The sequence below is a fragment of the Variovorax sp. 01T432 genome, from assembly GCF_056398605.1.
On the sequence record NZ_JBFTPS010000018.1, the window covers coordinates 40,842 to 59,731 of the forward strand.

Sequence of the window (18,890 nt, forward strand, 5' to 3'; positions counted from 1 at the left end):
CGCCTTGGCTATGGGGCCAGCCAGGCCCCGGTACCGGCGGCCTTGGCGCGCTGGTACAACAGCCGGGCCGTCGCCACGTCTTCGAGCGCCATGCCCAGCGACTTGAACAGCGTCACTTCGTCCGCACCGGCGCGCCCCGGATGCCGGCCGACGACCAGCTCGCCGATCTCCGCGAGCAGACTCGCGGGCGTGACCATGCCGGCGCGAAAGGCATTCAGATAGTCGCCCGATTCGTTGAGCGTGGATTCGCGCCGGTCGACGAACAGAGACGCGCGGCCCATCAGCGCCGGGTCGATCTCGCAGTGCGAAGTCGTGCTGGAGCCGACGGCGTTGATGTGAGTACCCGGCGCAATCCATTCCTGCCGCAGGATCGGCTCGCGCGCTCCGGTGACGGTGATCACGATGTCGGCGTCGCCTACCGCCGCCTCCACGGACTCCACCGCCTCCATGACAAAACCATGAGACCGCTGCTGCGCCTCCACGAACGCCTGCGCGCTCGACAGGCTGCGCGCCGCGACCTTGACCGATGCCAGCGGCCGCACGGCCGCCGCGGCCTGCAACTGCCAGTGCGCCTGGTGGCCACTGCCGATCAGCGCCAGGCGGCTGGCCTCGGGCCTGGCCAGCAGGCGTGTCGCGAGGCCGGTCATCGCCGCGGTCCGGATGCCCGTGATCTCGGACGCCGACATCACGGCCATGAGCGCGCCGGTCTCGCCGCTGAGCAGCAGCACGCAGCCTTGATGCGGGTCCAGCCCGATCGCGCTGTTGCCGGGAAAGAAGCCGGCGGTCTTGGCACCATAGACCGGCTCGGCGCCCCCGATGTAGGCGGGCATCAGGCCCAGCAGCCCCTTGGCGTCCGGCGGCCTCACGATCTGCCGCAGCGGCTGGTGGACCTCGCCACGCGCGAGCGCCGCCATGGCATCGGACATCAGGTCGATGCAGTCCGCGACACTCAACAAGCGCGCAACTTCCTCGCGCGAGAGAAACAGGACAGGACCCGCCGCATCGCTCATGCCAGCGCCCGCGCAGCGTCCAGGTGCCTGGTGAGCGTCCCCAGGTCGGTGTTGGTGCCGCACAGGAGAACACCCACTCGCTGGCCCTCGAGTTCCTCGCGCAGCGGCCCGAGCAGCCCCGCCGTCGCGGCCGCACAAGCCGGCTCCGGCGACAGCTTGAGTTCCTCGAACAGGTGGAGCATCGCGCGCCGGATCTGGTCGTCGGACACCGTCACGAGCCGGTCGACGTTCCTGCGGCACAGCGCGTAGCTGTAGGCCTCGGTGTGCGGCGCCATCAGGCTGTCGGCAATGCCCTGCATCGGACCCATCTTGATGGGGTGGCCGGCGTCGAAGCTGCGGGCCATGGCGTCGGCGCCTTCGGGTTCGACGCCGTAGACCTTGCAGTCGGGCTGGATCAGCTTGAACGCGGTGGAAACGCCCGCCATCAGGCCGCCGCCGCCGACCGGGACGATCACGGCGTCGAGCTTCGGTGCCTGCCGGGCCCACTCATGGCCGAGCGTGGCCGTACCCAGCACCGTGCGGTAGCTGCTGAACGGATGCACGAAGAAGCGGCCTTCTTCGCTCTCGATCTGGTGGACCCGCTCGAAGGCCGCGGCGCCGTTGTCGGCCATCACGATCTCGGCGCCGTATTGGCGGCACAACGCCACGCGAAACGGGTTGGCTGTCTTGATCATGACCACCTTGGCGCTGATGCCGAGCTTCATCGCCGCATAGGCCACCGCCACCGCGTGGTTGCCAGCGCTCACGCAGGTCACGCCTGCCTGCCGCTGCCCGGGGTCGAGCGCCAGCAGGTTGGAGAAGGCGCCGCGGGCCTTGAAGGTGCCGCTGGCCTGCAGCAGCTCGAACTTGAAGTTGATGCGCGCGGCCGGCAGGGTCGACAGCGCGTCCTTGTCCAGCACCGGCGTAGCGAACACGTAGGGCTGCAGGGCGGCGCTGAGTTCGCCGATGGCCTCCAGCGTGGGCACCGGTTGGCCGTCGATCAGGTCGGAAGTCGGATTCATGGAATGTCGTTTGGCTTTGAATGATGGCTACTTCATGCCCAGCCGGCGCCGCGTGAACAGGAGCGCGACGATGCTGATGATGGCGGCGAAGATCAGGTAATAGCTGGGTGAGAGTTTGTCGTGGGTGACGCTGATCAACCAGGTCAGGATGAAGGGCGCGAAGCCGCCGAAGATCGTCACGGCCGTGTTGTAGCTCAAAGAGAGCCCGGTGGTGCGGGTCCGGGTCGGAAACAGTTCCGACAGCAGCGCCGGCACCGGCGCGAAATAGGCGGTCATCAGGCAGCCGAAGACGATCTCCACCAGCAGCAGCGTGCCGAAGCTCGGCCGCGCCACCAGCAAGGCGAACATCGGGTAGATGGCCAGGAGCAGCAGCACGGCGGCGACCAGCATGATGCGCACGCGCCCCGCCGAATCCGAGAGATGGCCGATGAAGGGCGAGAACAGCATCTGGATCACGCCGACCATCATGGTTGCCGTGAACACCACCGAAGCCGGCAGGCCCAGTTGCTTGACGCCGTAGGTCGGCATGAAGAGCACCAGGTAGGTCGCCACCGTGCCCAGGATCACGATGCCGATGGCCAGCAGCAGGCGCACCTTCTGGTCGCGGAAGGTGTCGCGCAGCGGCGTGGCCGTGGCTTCGATCTTCGCGAACTCGGGGCTTTCGTCGACGTTGCGGCGGATGTAGTAGGCCACCGGGCCGATCAGCAGACCGAAGATGAATGGAATGCGCCAGCCCCACGATGCCATCTGCTCGGCCGTCAGCGTACCGGTGAGCACCGCGCCGAAACCGGCTGCCAGCAAGGTGGTCAGGCCCTGGCTGGCGACCTGCCAGCTGGAGAAGAAGCCACGCCGCCGGGGCGCGTGCTCCGCCAGGAAGGCGGTGGCGCTGCCGAACTCGCCCCCCGCCGACAAGCCCTGGATCATGCGCGCCACCACCAGCACGGCAGGCGCGAGCAGGCCGATGCTGCCGAAGGTCGGCACGATCGAGATCATCAGCGTGCCGGTGAACATCAGGACGATGGACAGCGTCAGCGCGGCCTTGCGGCCGGCGCGGTCGGCATAGGCGCCGATCAGCACCGCGCCGAGCGGGCGCATGAAGAAGGACACGCCGAAGGTGCCCAGCGTCAGCAACAGCGACACCGTGTCGTCGCCCGTCGGAAAGAAGAGCCTGGAAATCGTCGCGGCGAAGAAGCCGTACACCACCAGGTCGAACCACTCCAGCGCATTGCCGATGGACGCCGAGATGACGGCGCGCCAGGGCGGCGCATCGGCCTGGAAGGAACGGTCCGGCAGACCAGCTTGGGCATGAACATGGGCCATGGGTACTCTTCTTTCCTGTCTCTGTTGCGTTGTTGTTTTCGGCCGCGGATTCACGGCGCGGAGCGCATGCTCCGGATCAGCTTGCGAAGGAAGGATTCGCACTGTTCGATCTGCGCCAGGGTGACGAACTCGTTCGCCTTGTGGGCCTGTTCGATGTTGCCCGGCCCGCAGATCACGGACGGCACACCCATCTGCTCGAACAGGCCGGCCTCGGTGCCATAGGCCACCTTGCGCACGCCCCGGTCTTGCGTGAGCGCGCGCACCAGTTGCGTGATCGCCGCGTGCTCGGAGGCATCCAGCGTCGGCGCGGCGGCGAGCAGATCGAACTCGATGCTGGCGCCCGGGTGCTCGCCCTTCATTCGCGGCAGCAGCGTGTTCGCCGCGTAGTCCTTGATGCGCTCGATGATGGGCGCGCTGTCCACGCCGGGCAGGTTGCGGTACTCGAAGCTGAACTCGCACTGCGACGGGATCGTGTTGAGCGCGATGCCGCCCTGGATGAGGCCTGTCTGCAGCGTGGTGAAGGGCACGTCGAAGGCGTCGTCGAAGGGCCCGTCGGCGCGAAACCGATCCGCCTGGTCGCGGATGAAACAGATCAGCCGGGCGGCGTACTCGATGGCGTTGAGGCCCTGCGGCGTCAGCGAGGAATGCGCGGCATGGCCATGCACGCGGCAGCGGTAGGCGTTGATGCCCTTGTGCGCCACGATGACGCGCATGTCGGTCGGCTCGCCCACGATGCAGCCATTGGCATGAATGCCCCGCGCCTTCAGGTCCGCCAGCATGTAGGGCGCGCCGGTACAGCCCAGTTCCTCGTCGCAGGAAAACGCGAAATGGATCGGCTCCCTCAGGCGCGCGGCCTTCATCTCGGGCAGCATCGTCAGCACGACGCCGATGAAGCCCTTCATGTCGCACGCGCCGCGGCCGAACAGCTTGCCGTCGCGCACGACCGGATCGAAGGGACCGCTGTCCCAGGCCTGGCCCTTGACCGGCACCGTGTCGGTGTGGCCGGACAGCACGATGCCGCCTTGGGTCGCGCCGTCCGCCGCCGGCAGCGTCGCGAACAGATTCGCCTTCCTGCCCGTGGCCTCGTAGGTGAGCGTCGATGCGAGGCCCTGCTGTTCGAGATGGTCCCGGACCGTCTCGATGAGGCCGAGATTAGGCTCGAAGCTGGTCGTGTCGAACCGAATCAGCTTCTCGATCCAGGGAAGCGAAATCGGTGCTTTAGAGGAGGTGTTTGGGGTGCTCACAGAATTATCATATGCGAAAATTTTCAGATAAGAAAATTTCTACACGGGCCGACATGCCTCCATCCGCCTCGCCTCCCCCTCCTCCTTCTACGCCGGGCCAGGGCGTCGTCCTGGACAAGATCGAACTCGGCGCGCGCCTGCGCGCTGCCCGCCTCGCGCAGCGCCTTACCCTGGCCGATCTGGCCCAGAAGTCGCAGGTCTCCGTGGCGTCGATTTCCAAGGCCGAACGCGGCCTGCTGGCGCTCAGCTACGAGAAGTTCGCCGCCCTGGCCGCCGCCCTGCAGCTGGACCTGTCGACGCTGTTCGGCAGCCAGCCGGCCGGTTTCATCCCGGGGAGCGTGGTGGTGACGCGAAGCAAGGACGTCGTCGAATACCACTCCGAGCGTTACCTGTACGGCATGCTGGCGACGCAGGTGACCGCCAAGAAGATGACACCCATGATCGGTCGGGTCGAGGCCGATTCCGTGCTGCGTCCCGGCCAGTTCAGCAAACACCCGGGTGAGGAATTCATCTTCGTGCTCGACGGCGCGCTGGAGATGCATTTCGTCGATGGCCGCGTCGAGCGACTGGAGAAGCACGACAGCATCTATTTCGACAGCGGCCTGGGTCACCTGTACGTGAACGGCGGCATCGACGGCGCGCAGATCCTCGTGGTCTGCTGCAACGAACCCGGCGGCGCGCCGCTGGCGGGCCTGGCCTGACGCGCCGGTACTCGAATGCCGCGGGCGATGCACTGCATCGGAGTCGACGGCGCGCGCCGCGTCTAGGCCTGTCAGGCGCCCTGGGGCCGGGCGTCGAGCGGCAGCGCGGGCCAGGTCTTGCGAGCCCAGCCGACCAGCGCCCATAGACCGGCATCGGCGCCGGGTGCTTCCGCGAACTTCGCGCGCACGCTGGCCGCGGCCTCTCGCGCGGACGAGGGATATTTCATCAGCTCGAACATGTCGCGAGCGACTTCGTACGAGGCCGGCTGTTGATCGAGATTCCAGCGCGCGGCGGCGGCCAATGCGCTCACGTCCTGCGCCCGGGCGCAGCGCGGCAGCGTCGCCATGAACTGCGCGACGGCCCGCCGTCGCTCCGCTTCCGTGTCGCCGCCCAAGCCGCGCAGCACGCGGCCCAGAGCATCGGCGGCGGCCATGCTGTGGCTGGCCAGGATGGCGCCGATGACGCCCTCGCGCATGTCATCCCGCTCGGGCTGCGCGACGCTCGGAGCCAGAGCGACGGCGATGGGTTCCAGCGCCTTCATCCGTTCGGCGGGCACCGCATCCTCGCGCCACAATCCCGCGGAGCGAACCACATTGAGCGAAGGATCGGCGCTGGTGAGGGGGCTCTCAGGCACGTGCGCCATCGCCGAAACCACGTCGCGCAGCAGTGCCATGCGGTCGGCGGCTTCGAACTGGCCCGCGATCTGCAGCAGAGTCTCGCCCGCCACGGACACCGGCGCATGGGCGGTCTCGATCAAGGTCAGCAGTTCATGGGCAATCGCCCGGCGCTCCGCGATCGAGCCGGACGGGACGAGTCCCTCGTAGATCGCCCAAAGTTGCGCGCGCGCATCGACCGAAGCGTCGGCATTCATCTCCGCCGCGATCCGATGCCGCAGCGCGCCCGCCTGCGTGGGGTCGAGACGCGCCGCCGTGGCCTGCAATGCCCGGGCCAGGACCCCACGCTGATCGGCGTCCCGAGCCCGCAGCAAGGCCTCATGCAGGCTCTGGGCATTCGCGGCAAGTTGCGCTGCCGGGGCGCGTTGCACGGCCGCCGCCAGCGCGGCGTCCAGCGTCGGCAGCGCATCGTCGGAGTCGGTGTCGTCGATGGCGCTGATGCGCTCGATCCATTCGGCGACCGAGAGCGCGCCATCGCCCGCCGCGGGCTGCGCCCGCGCGCCGCCCGGTGCTCGCGGTGCCGGGGCCGATGATGTGGGCGACGCGTCAAGGGCCCAGCCTGGCGCGAGAGCCAGTTCGCCGGCTGGCAGGCTGCTTCTCAGCGCCGCCCACAATCGCCTGGCGTCATCGCGCGAAGGCTCATCGTGGAAGGCGGCATCCTCGGAATCCCAGTTCGCCTTGCCCAGGCGCGCGGCGAAATCCACCGCGGCCGGCCCTTCCATCCTCTCGACAAGCCCCACCAGTGTCATGAGGAATGCCTCGCGCGTGGACTCCGGCCTGCCCCTTTGCGTGACCCGATCGAGCAGCCGGGTGGCCTCGGCGGCCGCGCGCTCCGGCGTCAATGCAAGGGCCAGCGGCGCGAGCGCCATTCCGTAGGCACCGACCTCGATGTCGGTGTCGTTCTCGTCGGGATCGCGGTGCGTGCCACGAGGCGCCCAGAACTCGTCGATCAGAACGCGCGTGACCTCGTCGTAGGCCGCCGCGGCGGGCCCCGGCGCCAGGCGCCTCGCCAGACCGGGGAGCAACTGGACCAGATCGCGTCGATCGAGACCGCGCCGGCTCGCTTCGCCGCGCAGGGCGAGCGGACTGGCGTTGGCACCCGCCGGCGCCGCGGCGCCGAGTTCGAACGCCTTCCTGGCGCCTCGCCGAAGCCTGATTTCCTCCTGCACCACGCGCCAGCGCTGTCTGGCATCCTCCGGCGGAAGACGACCCGCCAGGCGAATCAGCAAGAGAACCAAGGCATCACGGCGCGAGCCGATGACCGGCAACTCCTCGGCGCCGCCAAGCGGCCGCGCCTGGGCGAGCGGCACGCCGCGCCGGACCTCCGCCTCGACGCCGTTGAGCGAAGCGCTCAGCAAGCGGTCGTAGACATGGCCGAGTTCCGCCTCGGGCGCATACCCGCTCAGAACACCCATGCCCACCGACAGGGTGAGCGACTGGGCCGGGGTGGCCGCCGGATCGCGCGCGGCCGCGTCGAGCGCCTCGAACAACGCGCGACGGCGCGTGATCCGCATATCGGGCGTGAGCGAGCTCAGGGCCCGGCCGAAGACACGCCATCCTTCGCGGTCGTCGTCGCTGTAGCCGACCGCCGCGGCCGCCACATCCTGCGCGAGCGGCATGTCCGCCGCGGAATCCTCGACCAATGCGGCGCGCAGAAAGGCGCGCGCCAGCAAGCGCGCAGCGGCGTCCGCCCCGGCGGCCGCAGGTCGGCGCTCGAACAGCGACAGCATGGCCTCCCTGGCGGCCGGCCCCGGTCCGACCATGGCGGCCAGCAAGGGCGCCGGTTCGCGCACGAAGCGCTCGGCCAGGAATTCCTCGTCGCGCAGCTGAGTGGCGAAGGCGGACAGGTTCTCGCCATCCGCGCGCAGCACGCGCAGCAGCGCATCGGCGTCCTTGGCGCTCAGGCGTCCCGATTCGATGGCCAGCGGCAACCACAAGGCCCTGCCCCTCAGCACGTGAGCCTGGGTCTCGACCAGTCGGCGCCTGTCGTTCGCCTGCTCCTTCAGGACAGCGCTGTAGGCGGCCAGGGCGATGGCCACCGCGGCGGCGACGAGCAGCAGCTTGCTCATCCGGCGCTGCCTGGCGGCAGACTGCCGCGCCTCGTCGGCGCGCTTGCGCTCCGCGCGCATGCGCAGGTCTTTCTCGGCGAGCAGCGCCATCGCGGCGCGGCGCTCGATCTCCGCCTTCTCTGCCTGGCGCCGCTGCTCTTGCTCGCGCGCCGCGCGGCGCTCGGCCGCCGCCGCGTCGTCGGCGCTCTCGCGGATGAAGCGTGCGACCTGTTCGAACTCGGCGCGTTGCCCATCGGGCGTCGCATCGCGCGCATAGCGGGCCGCCCATGCCGCGCTCGGGCGCCAGTCGTCGTCGCTTGCCGCGCCGCCGCCGTTCATCCACTCCAGCGCACGGGCCAGGGCGGCCCCGCCGAGCATGGCCGCGCCCACCTCGCCGGCAAAAAAAGCGCGCGCCTGGCGCCGCAGGCGGCGGTACTCGCCCGCACGGCGCGCCTCGTCGGCGACCCATCCCGCCAGCCGAGGCCATTGCCGGATCAGCGCCTCGTGCGAAATGTCGATCACCGTATCCGGCCCGAGCGGACCCTGGCAGGCCAGGAAATTGACCGGCTCGTCGCCGAAGGCATGCACCACCGGGAAATAGTCTTCCGGCACCCGCCCGGCGCGCTCGGCGATCACCGCCAGAGCCCGGGGCCGGCGCACCGTCTGCCCCCCGCTGTCGGCGCTTCGCTGCTCGGTGATGGCGCAGAACAGCTCGCGCGCCAGCACCTGCTCGGGCCGCAGCGGCTCGGGTACCGCCGACAGGCCGCACAGCGAGGCGAGCACGCTGTCGGCATGCCTGGCGAGCGCATCGCGCACGCCGCCGGCCTCCTCGAAGTCCTGCTGCGCGATATGGACCGGCTCCCCCGGCCCTGCCCGACGGCTCGCGAATGCCCACATGCGGCTGAGCGCGTGCTGCAGCAGCGGCAACTGGTCGCTGTCCGTGCCGACGGCATTGATGAGCTCCTGCACCACCACCGGATCGACCTCCCCGCCGAAATGACGCGCCGGGCCCGTGATGGCAAGCGCAATCTCCTCCCGCTGCAGGCGGGGCGTGAGGTACTGGGCGCGGTTGATGGCGTCCGGCAGCTCGCTGAAGCGAACGCAGGCCCCCAGGAAATCGGTGCGCATCGTGATCACCACGAAGATCCGGGCCTCCCGCGCCGCCCGCGCCGAAAGCAGCAGGTTGACGAAGGCATCGCTTTCCTCCGCCAGTGTCCTGCGTGCTTCGAGATCGCCCGTGCCCACATCGAGGTGGGTGAACAGTTCCTCGAACTGATCGACCAGCAACAGAAGATTCAGCGGCGGGCGCTCCACGCCGATGCTCGCGTCGGCGCTCGCCTGGCGCCGCGCCGCCTGCGCGGCCAGCTCGATCAAACCGAACTGGCCGCGCCGAAGCTCGGCTTCGGCCAGGGCAACCTCGAGCGTCTGCGCATCGGGTGTGGGTGGAATGCGCTCCGCATCCAGCAACACCTCCCCGAACGCCTCCGGCCGCAGCAGGGCGCGCGCGAGACGCCGAACCGGCTCGTTGCCGGGGCGCATGGTCGCGATGCGCCAGCGGGTCCCCGTGTGCAGGCGCCCGAGCGGCAGCTCCGGCAGCAGGCCCGCGCGAACCAGGCTCGACTTGCCCGAACCGGAGGGGCCGATGACGGCCACGAAGTGCTCGCGGTCGAGGATCTCCAGCAACCGCTCGGTGTGCTTGCGCCGGCCAAAGAAGATCTCGGTCTCCCATGACTCGAACTGCCTCAGCCCGGGATAGGGCCGGTCCACATCATGAAGTTCAAACATGGGCCCCTCCCCCGGCGAACCCGATCGTCTCGACGAAGCGGCGCATGTGCTCGAAGTCGGGCCCGCCGCTCCAGTCGTGGCGCTCGATCGCCCGCGCCCGCGCCCGCGGCGCCGGCCGCTTGCCCGCGACCGGCGCATCGATCAGCGCGCCCCACAGCCGCTCGCCCCTGCCGCGGAGCTGGTTGGCGCGCTGGACCTTGCTCACCAGCCAGTTCGCATCGGCCGCGCCGTAGACGATGACGACGCCGGTGCTCTCGGACAAGGCCTTGTCCTCGGCGCGATCGGGCAGGGATTCCTCCCCGCCGGCACCGTCGACGAACTCGAGATAGAAGACATCCAGGTCGTCGAGCATGCGCATCACCTCGTCGCCCAGCTTCGTGTCTTCCTCGCTGCAGGTGATGCAGATCGACGGACGTGCCGGCGTGCCGAGCTGCGGGGCCGCCGGTAGCGTGCGTTGCGCGGGCAGCCGCCGGATCAGGTCTCGGCGCAATTCCTCGAAGCCCTGCTCGACCGCGGCATTCAGCAGCAGACGGTGCGGCTCCTCGGCCTCATCGAAGGAAGTACCGATGGCACGCCAGGCGATGAACGGCCATCCTTCGCGCGCGGCCACGGCGTGCGCCAACTCGGACTGCAGCTGAGCCCAGCTTCGTCCGTCCTCCATCGTGCGACCGGCATGCGGGCCCAGCAGTTGGACGAAGAGCCCCGCCGTGGAGAGGCCTTGCTCGAGCTGCCGCTCGATCGGCGCGCCGCCGGCGCGCAGCATGGCGTCCAGGCTCGGGCTGACGACGTCGAAGCCCGCTTGCCTGATGGCGTCCTGCAGTTCCCGGCGCCGGCGCTGCAGGTCGTCGGTCGGCTCGGCAATCCAGACCACCCTCTCCCGCGGCCTCGCCTCGGGCACCGCGGCCTCGAGCGAGCCAGGCGGCGCGGATGACGCGGACGACGGGGATGAGGCGGATGAGGCGGATGAGGCCGCCGGCTCGACCGGCCCCGGCGACTCGGACACGGCAGGCTGCGCCAGCGGCGCCTCGAGCGCGGCGGCGATGTCATCGGCCAGGGTGACGACGTCGAGGTAGAAGTCGCGGTCCAGCCGCGGATCGGGAAGCGGGTAGCCCAGGCGAACGCTGCCCCTGCCATTGGCCAGCGGCTTGTGGAAGGTGAATGCCGCAAGCTCGCGGATGCGCTCGTTCCAGGTGGCGCGCGGCACCGGTTCGATCTCCACCACGAAGACGCTTTCCTGTGTCTTGGTGCCCGGGTGCTGCGCGAGATAGGTTTCGAGTTCGAGGCGGCACCAGGACGAAGCGCTCCAGCTCGGCGACATCAGCACCACCAGCAGTCGGCTTCGCCGCAGCTCCTCGGTCAGCATGCCCTCGATGAGCGAATTGGCCCTCAGCTTGCGGCGGTCGATCCAGACGTTGAGCGGCGCGCCGAGCTTCGAGCGCAGCGCCGCCGTCAGCGCCCGCTCGAACTGCCATACCCAGCGGTCCTTCTCGGGCGCCAGCGCACCGGCCGGCGGCTCGTTGTCCGCCCACGCGTAGCTGATGAAGATGTCGTTGGATGAGGCCATGGCGCGGACCAGTTTGGCCGGGGCCCCACGCGCGCGCAACGGTCACACGCGTGCGACACGGCCGGGTCCTCGGCGCTCATTGGCGACGTCACGGGAACGTGACGCTTCGCCGACAGTAGCCATGAGGCAGGACGGGACCCGGCCAATGGGTTAAATTGCCCTCATCCATGAAAAAGCATGTCGTGAACATCTCCGAAATCGGTCGCCCGCCTCGCGTGCCCGAAGTCGCTGTACCGGCCACCGGCGTGCTGCTCGACCGCCTGGCCCGCCCGCTGACCGACCTGCGCATCAGCGTGACCGACCGCTGCAACTTCCGCTGCAGCTATTGCATGCCCAAGGAAGTGTTCGACAAGGACCACCAGTACCTCCCCCACAGCGCACTGCTGAGCTTCGAGGAAATCACGCGGCTGGCCCGCATCTTCGCCTCGCACGGCGTGCACAAGATCCGCCTCACCGGTGGCGAGCCGCTGCTGCGCAAGAACCTCGAAGTCCTGGTCGAGCAGCTGGCGACCCTGCGCACGCCGCAGGGCCAGCCGCTGGACCTCACGCTGACCACCAACGGATCGCTGCTCGCGCGCAAGGCCCCCGCCTTGAAGGCCGCGGGCCTCAACCGCGTCACCGTGAGCCTGGACGGCCTCGACGACACGGTATTCCGCGGCATGAACGACGTCGACTTCCCGGTGGCCGAAGTGCTCGCCGGGATCGAGGCCGCGCGGGCCGCCGGCCTGGGGCCGATCAAGGTCAACATGGTCGTCAAGCGGGGCACCAACGAGCAGGAGATCCTGCCCATGGCTCGCCACTTTCGCGGCACCGGCGTGGTGCTGCGCTTCATCGAGTACATGGATGTCGGCGCCACCAACGGCTGGCGCATGGACGAGGTGCTGCCCTCGGCCGAGGTCGTGCGGCGCATCGCCGAGGAATTTCCGCTCACGGCGCTCGAAGCCAGCGCGCCCGGCGAGACCGCGCAGCGCTGGGCCTACGGCGATGGCGGCGGCGAGATCGGCGTCATCAGCAGTGTCACGCAGGCCTTCTGCCACGACTGCACCCGCGCGCGGCTGTCGACCGAAGGCCGGCTCTACCTCTGCCTCTTCGCGAGCACGGGCCACGACCTGCGCCCGCTCCTGCGCGGCGACGCCGACGACGCGCGGATCGCATCGGCCGTCGGCCACATCTGGCAAGGTCGCGCCGACCGCTATTCCGAGCTGCGCGCATTGCGCGGGCCCGACGACGGCGATGGGCCCGCACCGCGCCGCGTCGAGATGAGCTACATCGGCGGATGAGCAGCCCCACCGCCATCGCCCCGGGCGACATCACCGGCCTCGTGCTCGCCGGCGGGCGCGGCTCCCGCATGGGCGGCATCGACAAGGGCCTGCAGAACTTCAACGGCACGCCGCTCGCGATGAATGCCCTGCTGCGCCTGGGCCCGCAGGTCGGCGAGCTGATGATCAATGCCAACCGCAACCTGTCGGCCTACGAGTCATTCGGCGCGCCCGTGTGGCCGGATGGCCTGGCGGACTACGCCGGTCCGCTCGCGGGCTTCCTGACCGGGCTGGAACGCTGCGAGACGCCCTACCTGCTGACCGTGCCCTGCGACACGCCGCTGTTCCCGCTCGACCTCGCCGGGCGGATGGCCGAAGCCTTGACGGCCGAAGGCGCCGAAATCGCCATGGTGAGCGCGCCCGAGGCCGCGGACGAGCCCGGTGCCGCGCCCGTGCTGCGTCCCCAGCCGGTGTTCTGCCTGCTGCCCACCACCCTGCTCGAAAGCCTGGTGCGCTTCACCCAGGACGGCGGCCGCAAGATCGACAAGTGGACCGCACAACACCGCACGGTGCTCGTGCCCTTCGACCAGCCCGGCGACGCGCCCGACGCCTTCTACAACGCCAACACGCTGGCCGAGCTGCATGCGCTCGAAGCTCAGCGAAGCTGATTCCTCCCGCCATGAGCCGTATCGCAGAAATAGCCGCCGCATTGGCCGGCTATGACCCCAAGGCCCTCGGCGTCGACGCCGTGCAGGCCTTTCTCGCCAGGCTCGCCGAATCCGCGGTCGTCACGCAAGCCGAGCGCATCGCGCTGCGCGAGGCCCTGGGCCGCGTTCTGGCCGAGGACGTCATCTCCCCGGTCAGCGTGCCGCCGCACGACAACTCGGCGATGGACGGCTTCGCCTTCGATGGCGCCCTGCTCGACGCCCCGGCGGCCGCCGATGCATCGCTGAGCCTGCGCGTGGTCGGCAAGGCCTTCGCCGGCGCCGCCTGGCGCGGCACCGTCGCGGCCGGCGAGGCGGTGAAGATCATGACCGGCGCCGTGATGCCGGCGGGCCTCGACACCGTGGTTCCGCAGGAGTTCTGCAAGCTCGAGGGCGACACCGTCCGCTTCCCCGCCGAAGCGCTGCGGCGCGGCGACAACCGCCGCTTCACCGGCGAAGACCTGATGCAGGGCAAGCCCGCCCTGCTGCGCGGCCAGATCGTCTCGCCCGCCGCGCTGGGCATGGTCGCGAGCCTGGGCCTGCCGATGGTGCCCGTGCTGCGCCGCCTGCGCGTCGCCTACTTCTCCACCGGCGACGAGATCCTGAGCCTCGGAGAAGCGCCGCGCGAAGGCGCCGTCTACGACAGCAACCGCTATACCGTCTTCGGCCTGCTCACGCGGCTCGGCTGCGAAGTGATCGACCTGGGCCTGGTGCGCGACGACCCGGCCGCGCTGGAATCGGCACTGCGCCGCGCGGCGGCCGAGGCCGACGCGATCATCACCAGCGGCGGCGTGAGCGTCGGCGAGGCCGACCACACGCGCGCCGTGATGGAGCGCCTCGGGGACATGGCCTTCTGGCGCGTCGCCATGCGGCCGGGCCGGCCCATGGCGGTGGGACTGATTCCGACGCCGACCGGCGACCGCGGGCCCGCGGTGCTCTTCGGCCTGCCCGGCAATCCGGTGGCCGTCATGGTCACCTTCCTCGCGTTCGTGCGCCCCGCCCTGCTGCGCATGATGGGCTGCAACGAAGCCTGCTCCGCGCCGCCGCCCCTGCTGCGCGCGACGAGCGTCGGCGCGATCCGCAAGAAGCCCGGCCGCACCGAATACCAGCGCGGCTGGGTACAGTCCGTGCCGGGCGCGCTGCCCGAGGTGCGCATCGCCGGCAATCAGGGTTCCGGCGTGCTGAGCTCGATGGTCGAGGCCAATGGGCTCGTGGTACTGCACCATGAGCAGGGCAGCGTGGCCGCGGGTGACGCCGTCGACGTCATGATGTTCGACGGCGTGCTGTAGATCACTGCCAGTTGGCCGCGATCAGCGTCCCCAGGCTGGCTTGATAGCTTGGCGCCAGCTTCGTCTCGCCCGCGGGCGGCGGAGCAAACCCCGCCATCGCCTCCGTCAGCAGGTGGACCTGCGACTCCAGCAGCAGCTTGCCGTCGCTGGTCTGGAACTGCTCCACGCGGTGCTCGGCCCCCAGGTACCAGTCATCGACCACCAGCTTGTCCCCCGTGCCGATGATGCTCAGCTCCAGGTCCTCGCCCGCCCGGCTGAACCAGATCTGGTCGGCCGCGATGCCGGCGCCGAGACGCAGCGTGTCGGTGTTGCCCGGCGTGGCATCGAACTCCCGGATCGTGTCGACCCCATCGCCGCGCCCGAACACATAGACAGGCGTTCGCGCTGGCCGGCCTTGGCGAGTTCCTGCGTGCCTTGATGGCGCTTCAGTTCGGCCGCCGCCTCGCGCGCGCTCAGGCCATGGCGCGTCTCGGCGAGGTAGGCGGCTCGCGTGTTCTCGCTTTCCCTGAGGGTGGCGATGGCTTCCGCGAGCCGGGCGCGCTGCGTGGCGAGATCGCGCGCGAGCTCGATGCGCTCGCGCGTCCGGTCCTGGGTCGCGTGGCTCGACATGAAGCCCTGCTCGGCCAGCTTCCTGATGTCGGCCTCTCTCTGCAGGGCGATCGGCAATGTGCTCTCCAGCTTGGCGACCATCTCGCGCACGGTGGCGATCTCCGCCTGACGGCGGTTGATCTCGGCCGCCGCCTTGGCGAGCCGGGCCGTGATGTCGCTCCATTCATCGGCGAGCCGGGCCTGGGCGGCGTCCGTCTCCGCTTGCGACCAGCCGGCCGGAATGCTCTTGCCCAGCTCGGGCGCCGAGCGCCCCTGTTCGCGCAACGCCTTCATCAGCGCTCTCGTGCGCAGCACCTCCGACTGCGCCGATTTCAATTGCTCGTCGATGCTGCTTCTGTCCGCCCTGGCGCTCGTCGGGTCCAGCTCCACCAGGGACTGGCCGGCCTCCACGCGGTCGCCGTCCCTCACGAGCACTCGCTTGACCACGCTCAGTTCCAGCGGCTGGATGAGCTTGGTGCGCTCGCTCACGATGATGCGGCCGGGCGCCACCGCCACGATGTCGATCTGTCCGAAGATCGACCACAGCAGCGCGAAGAAGAAGAGGCCGGTCACCACGAAGGCCAGCCGCCTCGGCGCCGGATGCACGGGCGTGTCCTGCAGGCTCAGCGCTGCCGGCAGGAAGGCGGCTTCATCGGCCAGTCGCCGGGGGCCGGCCAGTTCGTGCCGGTGCCTCCATGCGGCGCGCAACACGGCTGCATAGCGCCGCAGCAGGTCGGCAAGGGGATGGCGCACGCGCGGAGCATCGGCCGCCGCCTTGGGGGTCGAGACCTCGGCGCTCATGGCGCGCCCTCCTCACCCGGATGCCCGCCATCCTGCATGGCCCACAGCCGCGCATAGATGCCCTTGCGGGCCAGCAGCGCCTCGTGGGTGCCGCCTTCGGCGATCCTGCCCCTGTCCATCACGATGATGCGGTGCGCATGCCGCACGGCGGAGAGCCGGTGCGCGATGATGAAGACGGTGCGACCCCGGCAGATGTGGGCCATGTGGCGCTGGACGATGGCCTCGCTCTCGTAGTCGAGCGCGCTGGTGGCCTCGTCGAAGATCAGAATGCGCGGCTGCGTGAACAGCGCCCGCGCGATGGCGATGCGCTGACGCTGGCCGCCCGAGAGGCTCGCGCCCTGCTCGCCGACCACGGTGTCGTAGCCTTCGGGCAACTCGCTGATGAACTGGTGCGCGCCGGCCAGCCGCGCCGCCTGCATCACGGCCTCGATCGGCGCGGCCGGGTCGACGATGGCGATGTTCTCGCGCACGCTGCGGTTGAACAGGGTGTTCTCCTGCAGTACCACGCCGATCTGCCTTCTCAACTGCGACGCGTCGATCAGGCTGATGTCGATGCCGTCGACCAGAAGCCTCCCCTGCTCCGGCGTGTAGAGCCGCTGCACCAGCTTCGTCAGCGTGCTCTTGCCCGAGCCGGAGCGGCCGACGATGCCGATGACCTCGCCGGGGCGGACTTCGAGGCTGACTCCGTCGAGCACCGGGGCCGCCTCGGGGCGGTAGCGGAACCTGAGCTGGTCCAGCGTCACGCTGCCCTTGAGCGCCGGCAGCTGTGCCGCGGCGCTGGGCGGCACTTCGGTGCGCGTGTCGAGGATGTCGCCCAGCCGTGCCATGGAGATACCGGTCTGCTGGAAGTCCGTCCACAGCTGGGCCATGCGCATGATGGGCTGGCTCACCCGCTGGGCGAACATGTTGAAGGCGACGAACTGGCCGACGGTCAGAAGGTTGTCCATCACCAGATGGGCGCCGAACCAGAGCGTGGCGGCGTTCACCAGCTTGCCGATGAGGTTGATGCCCTCGTGCGCCCAGCTCGCGAGGTTCTGCGTCCGGAAGCTGGCCGAGACGTAGGCGGCGAGCTGGTTGTCCCAGCGCCGCGCGAAGGCGGGCTCCAGCGCCGTGGCCTTGACGGTCTGGATGGCGCTGACCGTTTCCACCAGCATGGCCTGGTTCTCGGCACCGCGGGCGAACTTCTCGTCCAGGCGCTGTCGCAGGATCGGCACCACCGCGAGGCTCAGGCCGGCGTACAGCGGCAGGCTCAGCAGCACGATGAGCGTGAGCGGCACGCTGTAGAACAGCATCACCGCGATGAAGACGATGGAGAACAGCACGTCGAGCAGCACGGTGAGCGCGTTGCCGGTGAGGAAGCCACGGATGTTCTCCAGTTCGCGCACGCGCGCGACCGAGTCGCCGATGCGGCGCGCCTGGAAATAGGCCAGCGGCAGTTGCACCAGGTGACGAAACAGCCTCGCGCCGAGTTCGACGTCGATGCGGCTCGTGGTGTGACTGAAGATGTACGAGCGCAGCGCGGCGAGCACGCTCTCGAAGACCACGACCACCAGCAGGCCGATGACCAGCACGTCCAGCGTGGTGAGGCCGCGGTGCACCAGCACCTTGTCCATCACCACCTGGAAGAACAGCGGGCTCACCAGCGCGAAGAGCTGGAGCACGAAGGAAATGGCCAGCACCTCGCCCAGCAGGCGCCGATGCTTCACCAGGCTCGGAATGAACCAGGAGAAGTCGAACCTGGCGAGCTCGCCTGCGAGGCTGGCGCGGCTGGTGACGAGGATGAGTTCGCCGGTCCATTGCTGGGCGAAGTCCTCCAGGGGTTCGATGACGGGGCGCGCCGAAGGCGCGGATGGGTCTTGCAGCAGCACCCGCCGCGCATCGCATTGCGCGAGGACCACGTGGCGGGTTTCGCCGCCATCGCCGCGCAGCAGCGCGATGGCCGGCAGCGGCGTCAGCGCCAGGCGGTCGAGCGCGCTGCGCGAGAGCTTCGCCTTCAGGCCCAGGTGCTTCGCCGCGCGCAGCAGGAGGTCTGTGTCTCCAGCCTCGCCCGGACTGCAGCCGAGCTGATGCGCGAGCGCCGCGGGGTCCGCCGCGACCTGGTGGAAACGCGCGATGACGCACAAGGCGCTCAGCGCGCGCCCCGCGAGCACCGGCCGCGCCGCGTCGTCTTCGGCCGCGCTCGCGCCCGCCATCGCCCCCGCCGCTGGCGCGGCGCTGCCCTCTGTTCCTTGCATCGACAACTCCCTGTCGTGTTGTTTTTCTAGAGGCGCGAAGATACCCGCAGCGGCCCGGAATTCGGCAACTCACATCGGAAACGCTTTGCAACGAACGCGCGGCACGGCCCGCGGCCGCCAGCGGCGCGCGCGTTCGGTGAGAAACTAGCGGCGCACACCTGGGAGATGCGGATGCCGGCGACGAGGATCGAGTTGATGCAGCAGATGCCGGTCTTCGGCGCCATCGACGCGGACACCATCGCGTTCCTTCTGGAGCCGGCGCCGGTCGTCAAGGTTGCGGCAGGCGAACTCTTCTTCCGCGAGGGCGATCCGGGCAACTGCATGTACGTGCTCGAGACCGGGCGCGTCACGGTGTCCAAGGGCTGGCAGGGCCACCAGCTGCTGCTGCGGCGGCTGGAGGAAGGCGACTGTTTCGGCGAGATGGCGCTGCTGGATTTCTATCCGCGCAGCGCCTCGGTGCGCGCCGATGTGGATTGCAGCGCGATCGAACTCACGCCCGCCAATCTGTTCCGTCTGTTCGAGCGCGACGCCGAGCAGTTCGCGCTGATCCAGATGAACATCGCGCGCGAGATGAGCCGACGCCTGCGCATCACCGACGAGCTGCTCTTTCGCGCGAGGATGGGCGAGGCGCTCGAAGCGCCGGAGCGCATCGCGCCCGCCTGAGCGC

General features: G+C 69.6%; 14 protein-coding genes. 5 read left to right on the top strand and 9 right to left on the bottom strand.

The window, feature by feature from the left end; translation table 11 throughout:
* Positions 1-8 precede the first annotated feature (8 nt).
* Genes AC1DNF_RS15720 through argE form a run of 4 tightly spaced genes read right to left on the bottom strand, consistent with a single transcriptional unit; the run spans position 9 to position 4,575 of the window.
* Entirely contained in the window at positions 9-1,010 is a 1,002-nt protein-coding gene (locus tag AC1DNF_RS15720; RefSeq protein ID WP_478149536.1) for an ornithine cyclodeaminase family protein, read from the bottom strand.
* Complete coding sequence (locus AC1DNF_RS15725; protein WP_478149537.1) at positions 1,007-2,011, bottom strand: threonine/serine dehydratase; 1,005 nt, start codon at positions 2,009-2,011, stop codon at positions 1,007-1,009. The genes AC1DNF_RS15720 and AC1DNF_RS15725 overlap by 4 nt, the downstream gene beginning before the upstream one ends.
* Positions 2,012-2,038: 27 nt before the next feature.
* Complete coding sequence (locus tag AC1DNF_RS15730; protein WP_478149538.1) at positions 2,039-3,331, bottom strand: MFS transporter; 1,293 nt, start codon at positions 3,329-3,331, stop codon at positions 2,039-2,041.
* Positions 3,332-3,381: 50 nt separating this feature from the next.
* Positions 3,382-4,575: an acetylornithine deacetylase gene (gene argE, locus AC1DNF_RS15735; protein WP_478149539.1), complete on the bottom strand. Its 1,194-nt coding sequence runs from the start codon at positions 4,573-4,575 to the stop codon at positions 3,382-3,384.
* Positions 4,576-4,628: 53 nt separating this feature from the next.
* Between argE and AC1DNF_RS15740 the strand changes: the two genes are divergently transcribed.
* The gene (locus tag AC1DNF_RS15740) at positions 4,629-5,276 is read left to right on the top strand and encodes a helix-turn-helix domain-containing protein (RefSeq protein ID WP_478149540.1); all 648 of its coding nucleotides are present in this window, start codon (positions 4,629-4,631) and stop codon (positions 5,274-5,276) included.
* 71 nt (positions 5,277-5,347) lie between these two features.
* On the opposite strand, the gene AC1DNF_RS15745 is transcribed toward AC1DNF_RS15740, so the two are convergent.
* Both AC1DNF_RS15745 and AC1DNF_RS15750 read right to left on the bottom strand, forming a co-directional pair.
* The gene (locus AC1DNF_RS15745; protein WP_478149541.1) at positions 5,348-9,784 is read right to left on the bottom strand and encodes an nSTAND1 domain-containing NTPase; all 4,437 of its coding nucleotides are present in this window, start codon (positions 9,782-9,784) and stop codon (positions 5,348-5,350) included.
* Positions 9,777-11,348: a toll/interleukin-1 receptor domain-containing protein gene (locus AC1DNF_RS15750; RefSeq protein WP_478149542.1), complete on the bottom strand. Its 1,572-nt coding sequence runs from the start codon at positions 11,346-11,348 to the stop codon at positions 9,777-9,779. The genes AC1DNF_RS15745 and AC1DNF_RS15750 overlap by 8 nt, the downstream gene beginning before the upstream one ends.
* Before the next feature lie 167 nt (positions 11,349-11,515).
* On the opposite strand from AC1DNF_RS15750, the gene moaA reads away from it, so the two are divergent.
* Genes moaA through moeA form a run of 3 tightly spaced genes read left to right on the top strand, consistent with a single transcriptional unit; the run spans position 11,516 to position 14,600 of the window.
* On the top strand, positions 11,516-12,628 hold the full coding sequence (gene moaA / locus AC1DNF_RS15755) for a GTP 3',8-cyclase MoaA (RefSeq protein ID WP_478149543.1): 1,113 nt from the start codon (positions 11,516-11,518) through the stop codon (positions 12,626-12,628).
* Positions 12,625-13,275: a molybdenum cofactor guanylyltransferase MobA gene (gene mobA / locus AC1DNF_RS15760; RefSeq protein ID WP_478149544.1), complete on the top strand. Its 651-nt coding sequence runs from the start codon at positions 12,625-12,627 to the stop codon at positions 13,273-13,275. Before moaA ends, mobA begins: the two co-directional genes overlap by 4 nt.
* Before the next feature lie 11 nt (positions 13,276-13,286).
* On the top strand, positions 13,287-14,600 hold the full coding sequence (gene moeA, locus AC1DNF_RS15765; RefSeq protein ID WP_478149545.1) for a molybdopterin molybdotransferase MoeA: 1,314 nt from the start codon (positions 13,287-13,289) through the stop codon (positions 14,598-14,600).
* A gap of 1 nt (position 14,601) precedes the next feature.
* Here the strand turns inward: moeA and AC1DNF_RS15770 are convergent, their stop codons facing one another.
* From AC1DNF_RS15770 to AC1DNF_RS15780, 3 genes are read right to left on the bottom strand one after another with little or no spacing between them, the layout of a single operon-like run.
* A complete protein-coding gene (locus AC1DNF_RS15770; protein ID WP_478149546.1) occupies positions 14,602-14,802 on the bottom strand; it encodes a hypothetical protein in 201 nt (66 codons plus the stop codon).
* Between the two features lie 26 nt (positions 14,803-14,828).
* Positions 14,829-15,989, bottom strand: a complete 1,161-nt coding sequence (locus AC1DNF_RS15775; protein WP_478149547.1) for a hypothetical protein — start codon at positions 15,987-15,989, stop codon at positions 14,829-14,831.
* A complete protein-coding gene (locus tag AC1DNF_RS15780; RefSeq protein ID WP_478149598.1) occupies positions 15,986-18,181 on the bottom strand; it encodes a type I secretion system permease/ATPase in 2,196 nt (731 codons plus the stop codon). The genes AC1DNF_RS15775 and AC1DNF_RS15780 overlap by 4 nt, the downstream gene beginning before the upstream one ends.
* Positions 18,182-18,394: 213 nt before the next feature.
* Here AC1DNF_RS15780 and AC1DNF_RS15785 point away from each other — a divergent pair, with 213 nt between their 5' ends.
* Complete coding sequence (locus tag AC1DNF_RS15785; protein WP_478149548.1) at positions 18,395-18,886, top strand: Crp/Fnr family transcriptional regulator; 492 nt, start codon at positions 18,395-18,397, stop codon at positions 18,884-18,886.
* Positions 18,887-18,890 lie beyond the last annotated feature (4 nt).

Coding starts and splice junctions, on each gene's coding strand:
- AC1DNF_RS15720 (WP_478149536.1), bottom strand. CDS start 1,010: ATGAGCGATGCGGCGGGTCCTGTCCTGTTTCTCTCGCGCGAGGAAGTT.
- AC1DNF_RS15725 (WP_478149537.1), bottom strand. CDS start 2,011: ATGAATCCGACTTCCGACCTGATCGACGGCCAACCGGTGCCCACGCTG.
- AC1DNF_RS15730 (WP_478149538.1), bottom strand. CDS start 3,331: ATGGCCCATGTTCATGCCCAAGCTGGTCTGCCGGACCGTTCCTTCCAG.
- AC1DNF_RS15740 (WP_478149540.1), top strand. CDS start 4,629: ATGCCTCCATCCGCCTCGCCTCCCCCTCCTCCTTCTACGCCGGGCCAG.
- AC1DNF_RS15745 (WP_478149541.1), bottom strand. CDS start 9,784: ATGTTTGAACTTCATGATGTGGACCGGCCCTATCCCGGGCTGAGGCAG.
- AC1DNF_RS15750 (WP_478149542.1), bottom strand. CDS start 11,348: ATGGCCTCATCCAACGACATCTTCATCAGCTACGCGTGGGCGGACAAC.
- moaA (WP_478149543.1), top strand. CDS start 11,516: ATGAAAAAGCATGTCGTGAACATCTCCGAAATCGGTCGCCCGCCTCGC.
- mobA (WP_478149544.1), top strand. CDS start 12,625: ATGAGCAGCCCCACCGCCATCGCCCCGGGCGACATCACCGGCCTCGTG.
- moeA (WP_478149545.1), top strand. CDS start 13,287: ATGAGCCGTATCGCAGAAATAGCCGCCGCATTGGCCGGCTATGACCCC.
- AC1DNF_RS15775 (WP_478149547.1), bottom strand. CDS start 15,989: ATGAGCGCCGAGGTCTCGACCCCCAAGGCGGCGGCCGATGCTCCGCGC.
- AC1DNF_RS15780 (WP_478149598.1), bottom strand. CDS start 18,181: ATGGCGGGCGCGAGCGCGGCCGAAGACGACGCGGCGCGGCCGGTGCTC.
- AC1DNF_RS15785 (WP_478149548.1), top strand. CDS start 18,395: ATGCCGGCGACGAGGATCGAGTTGATGCAGCAGATGCCGGTCTTCGGC.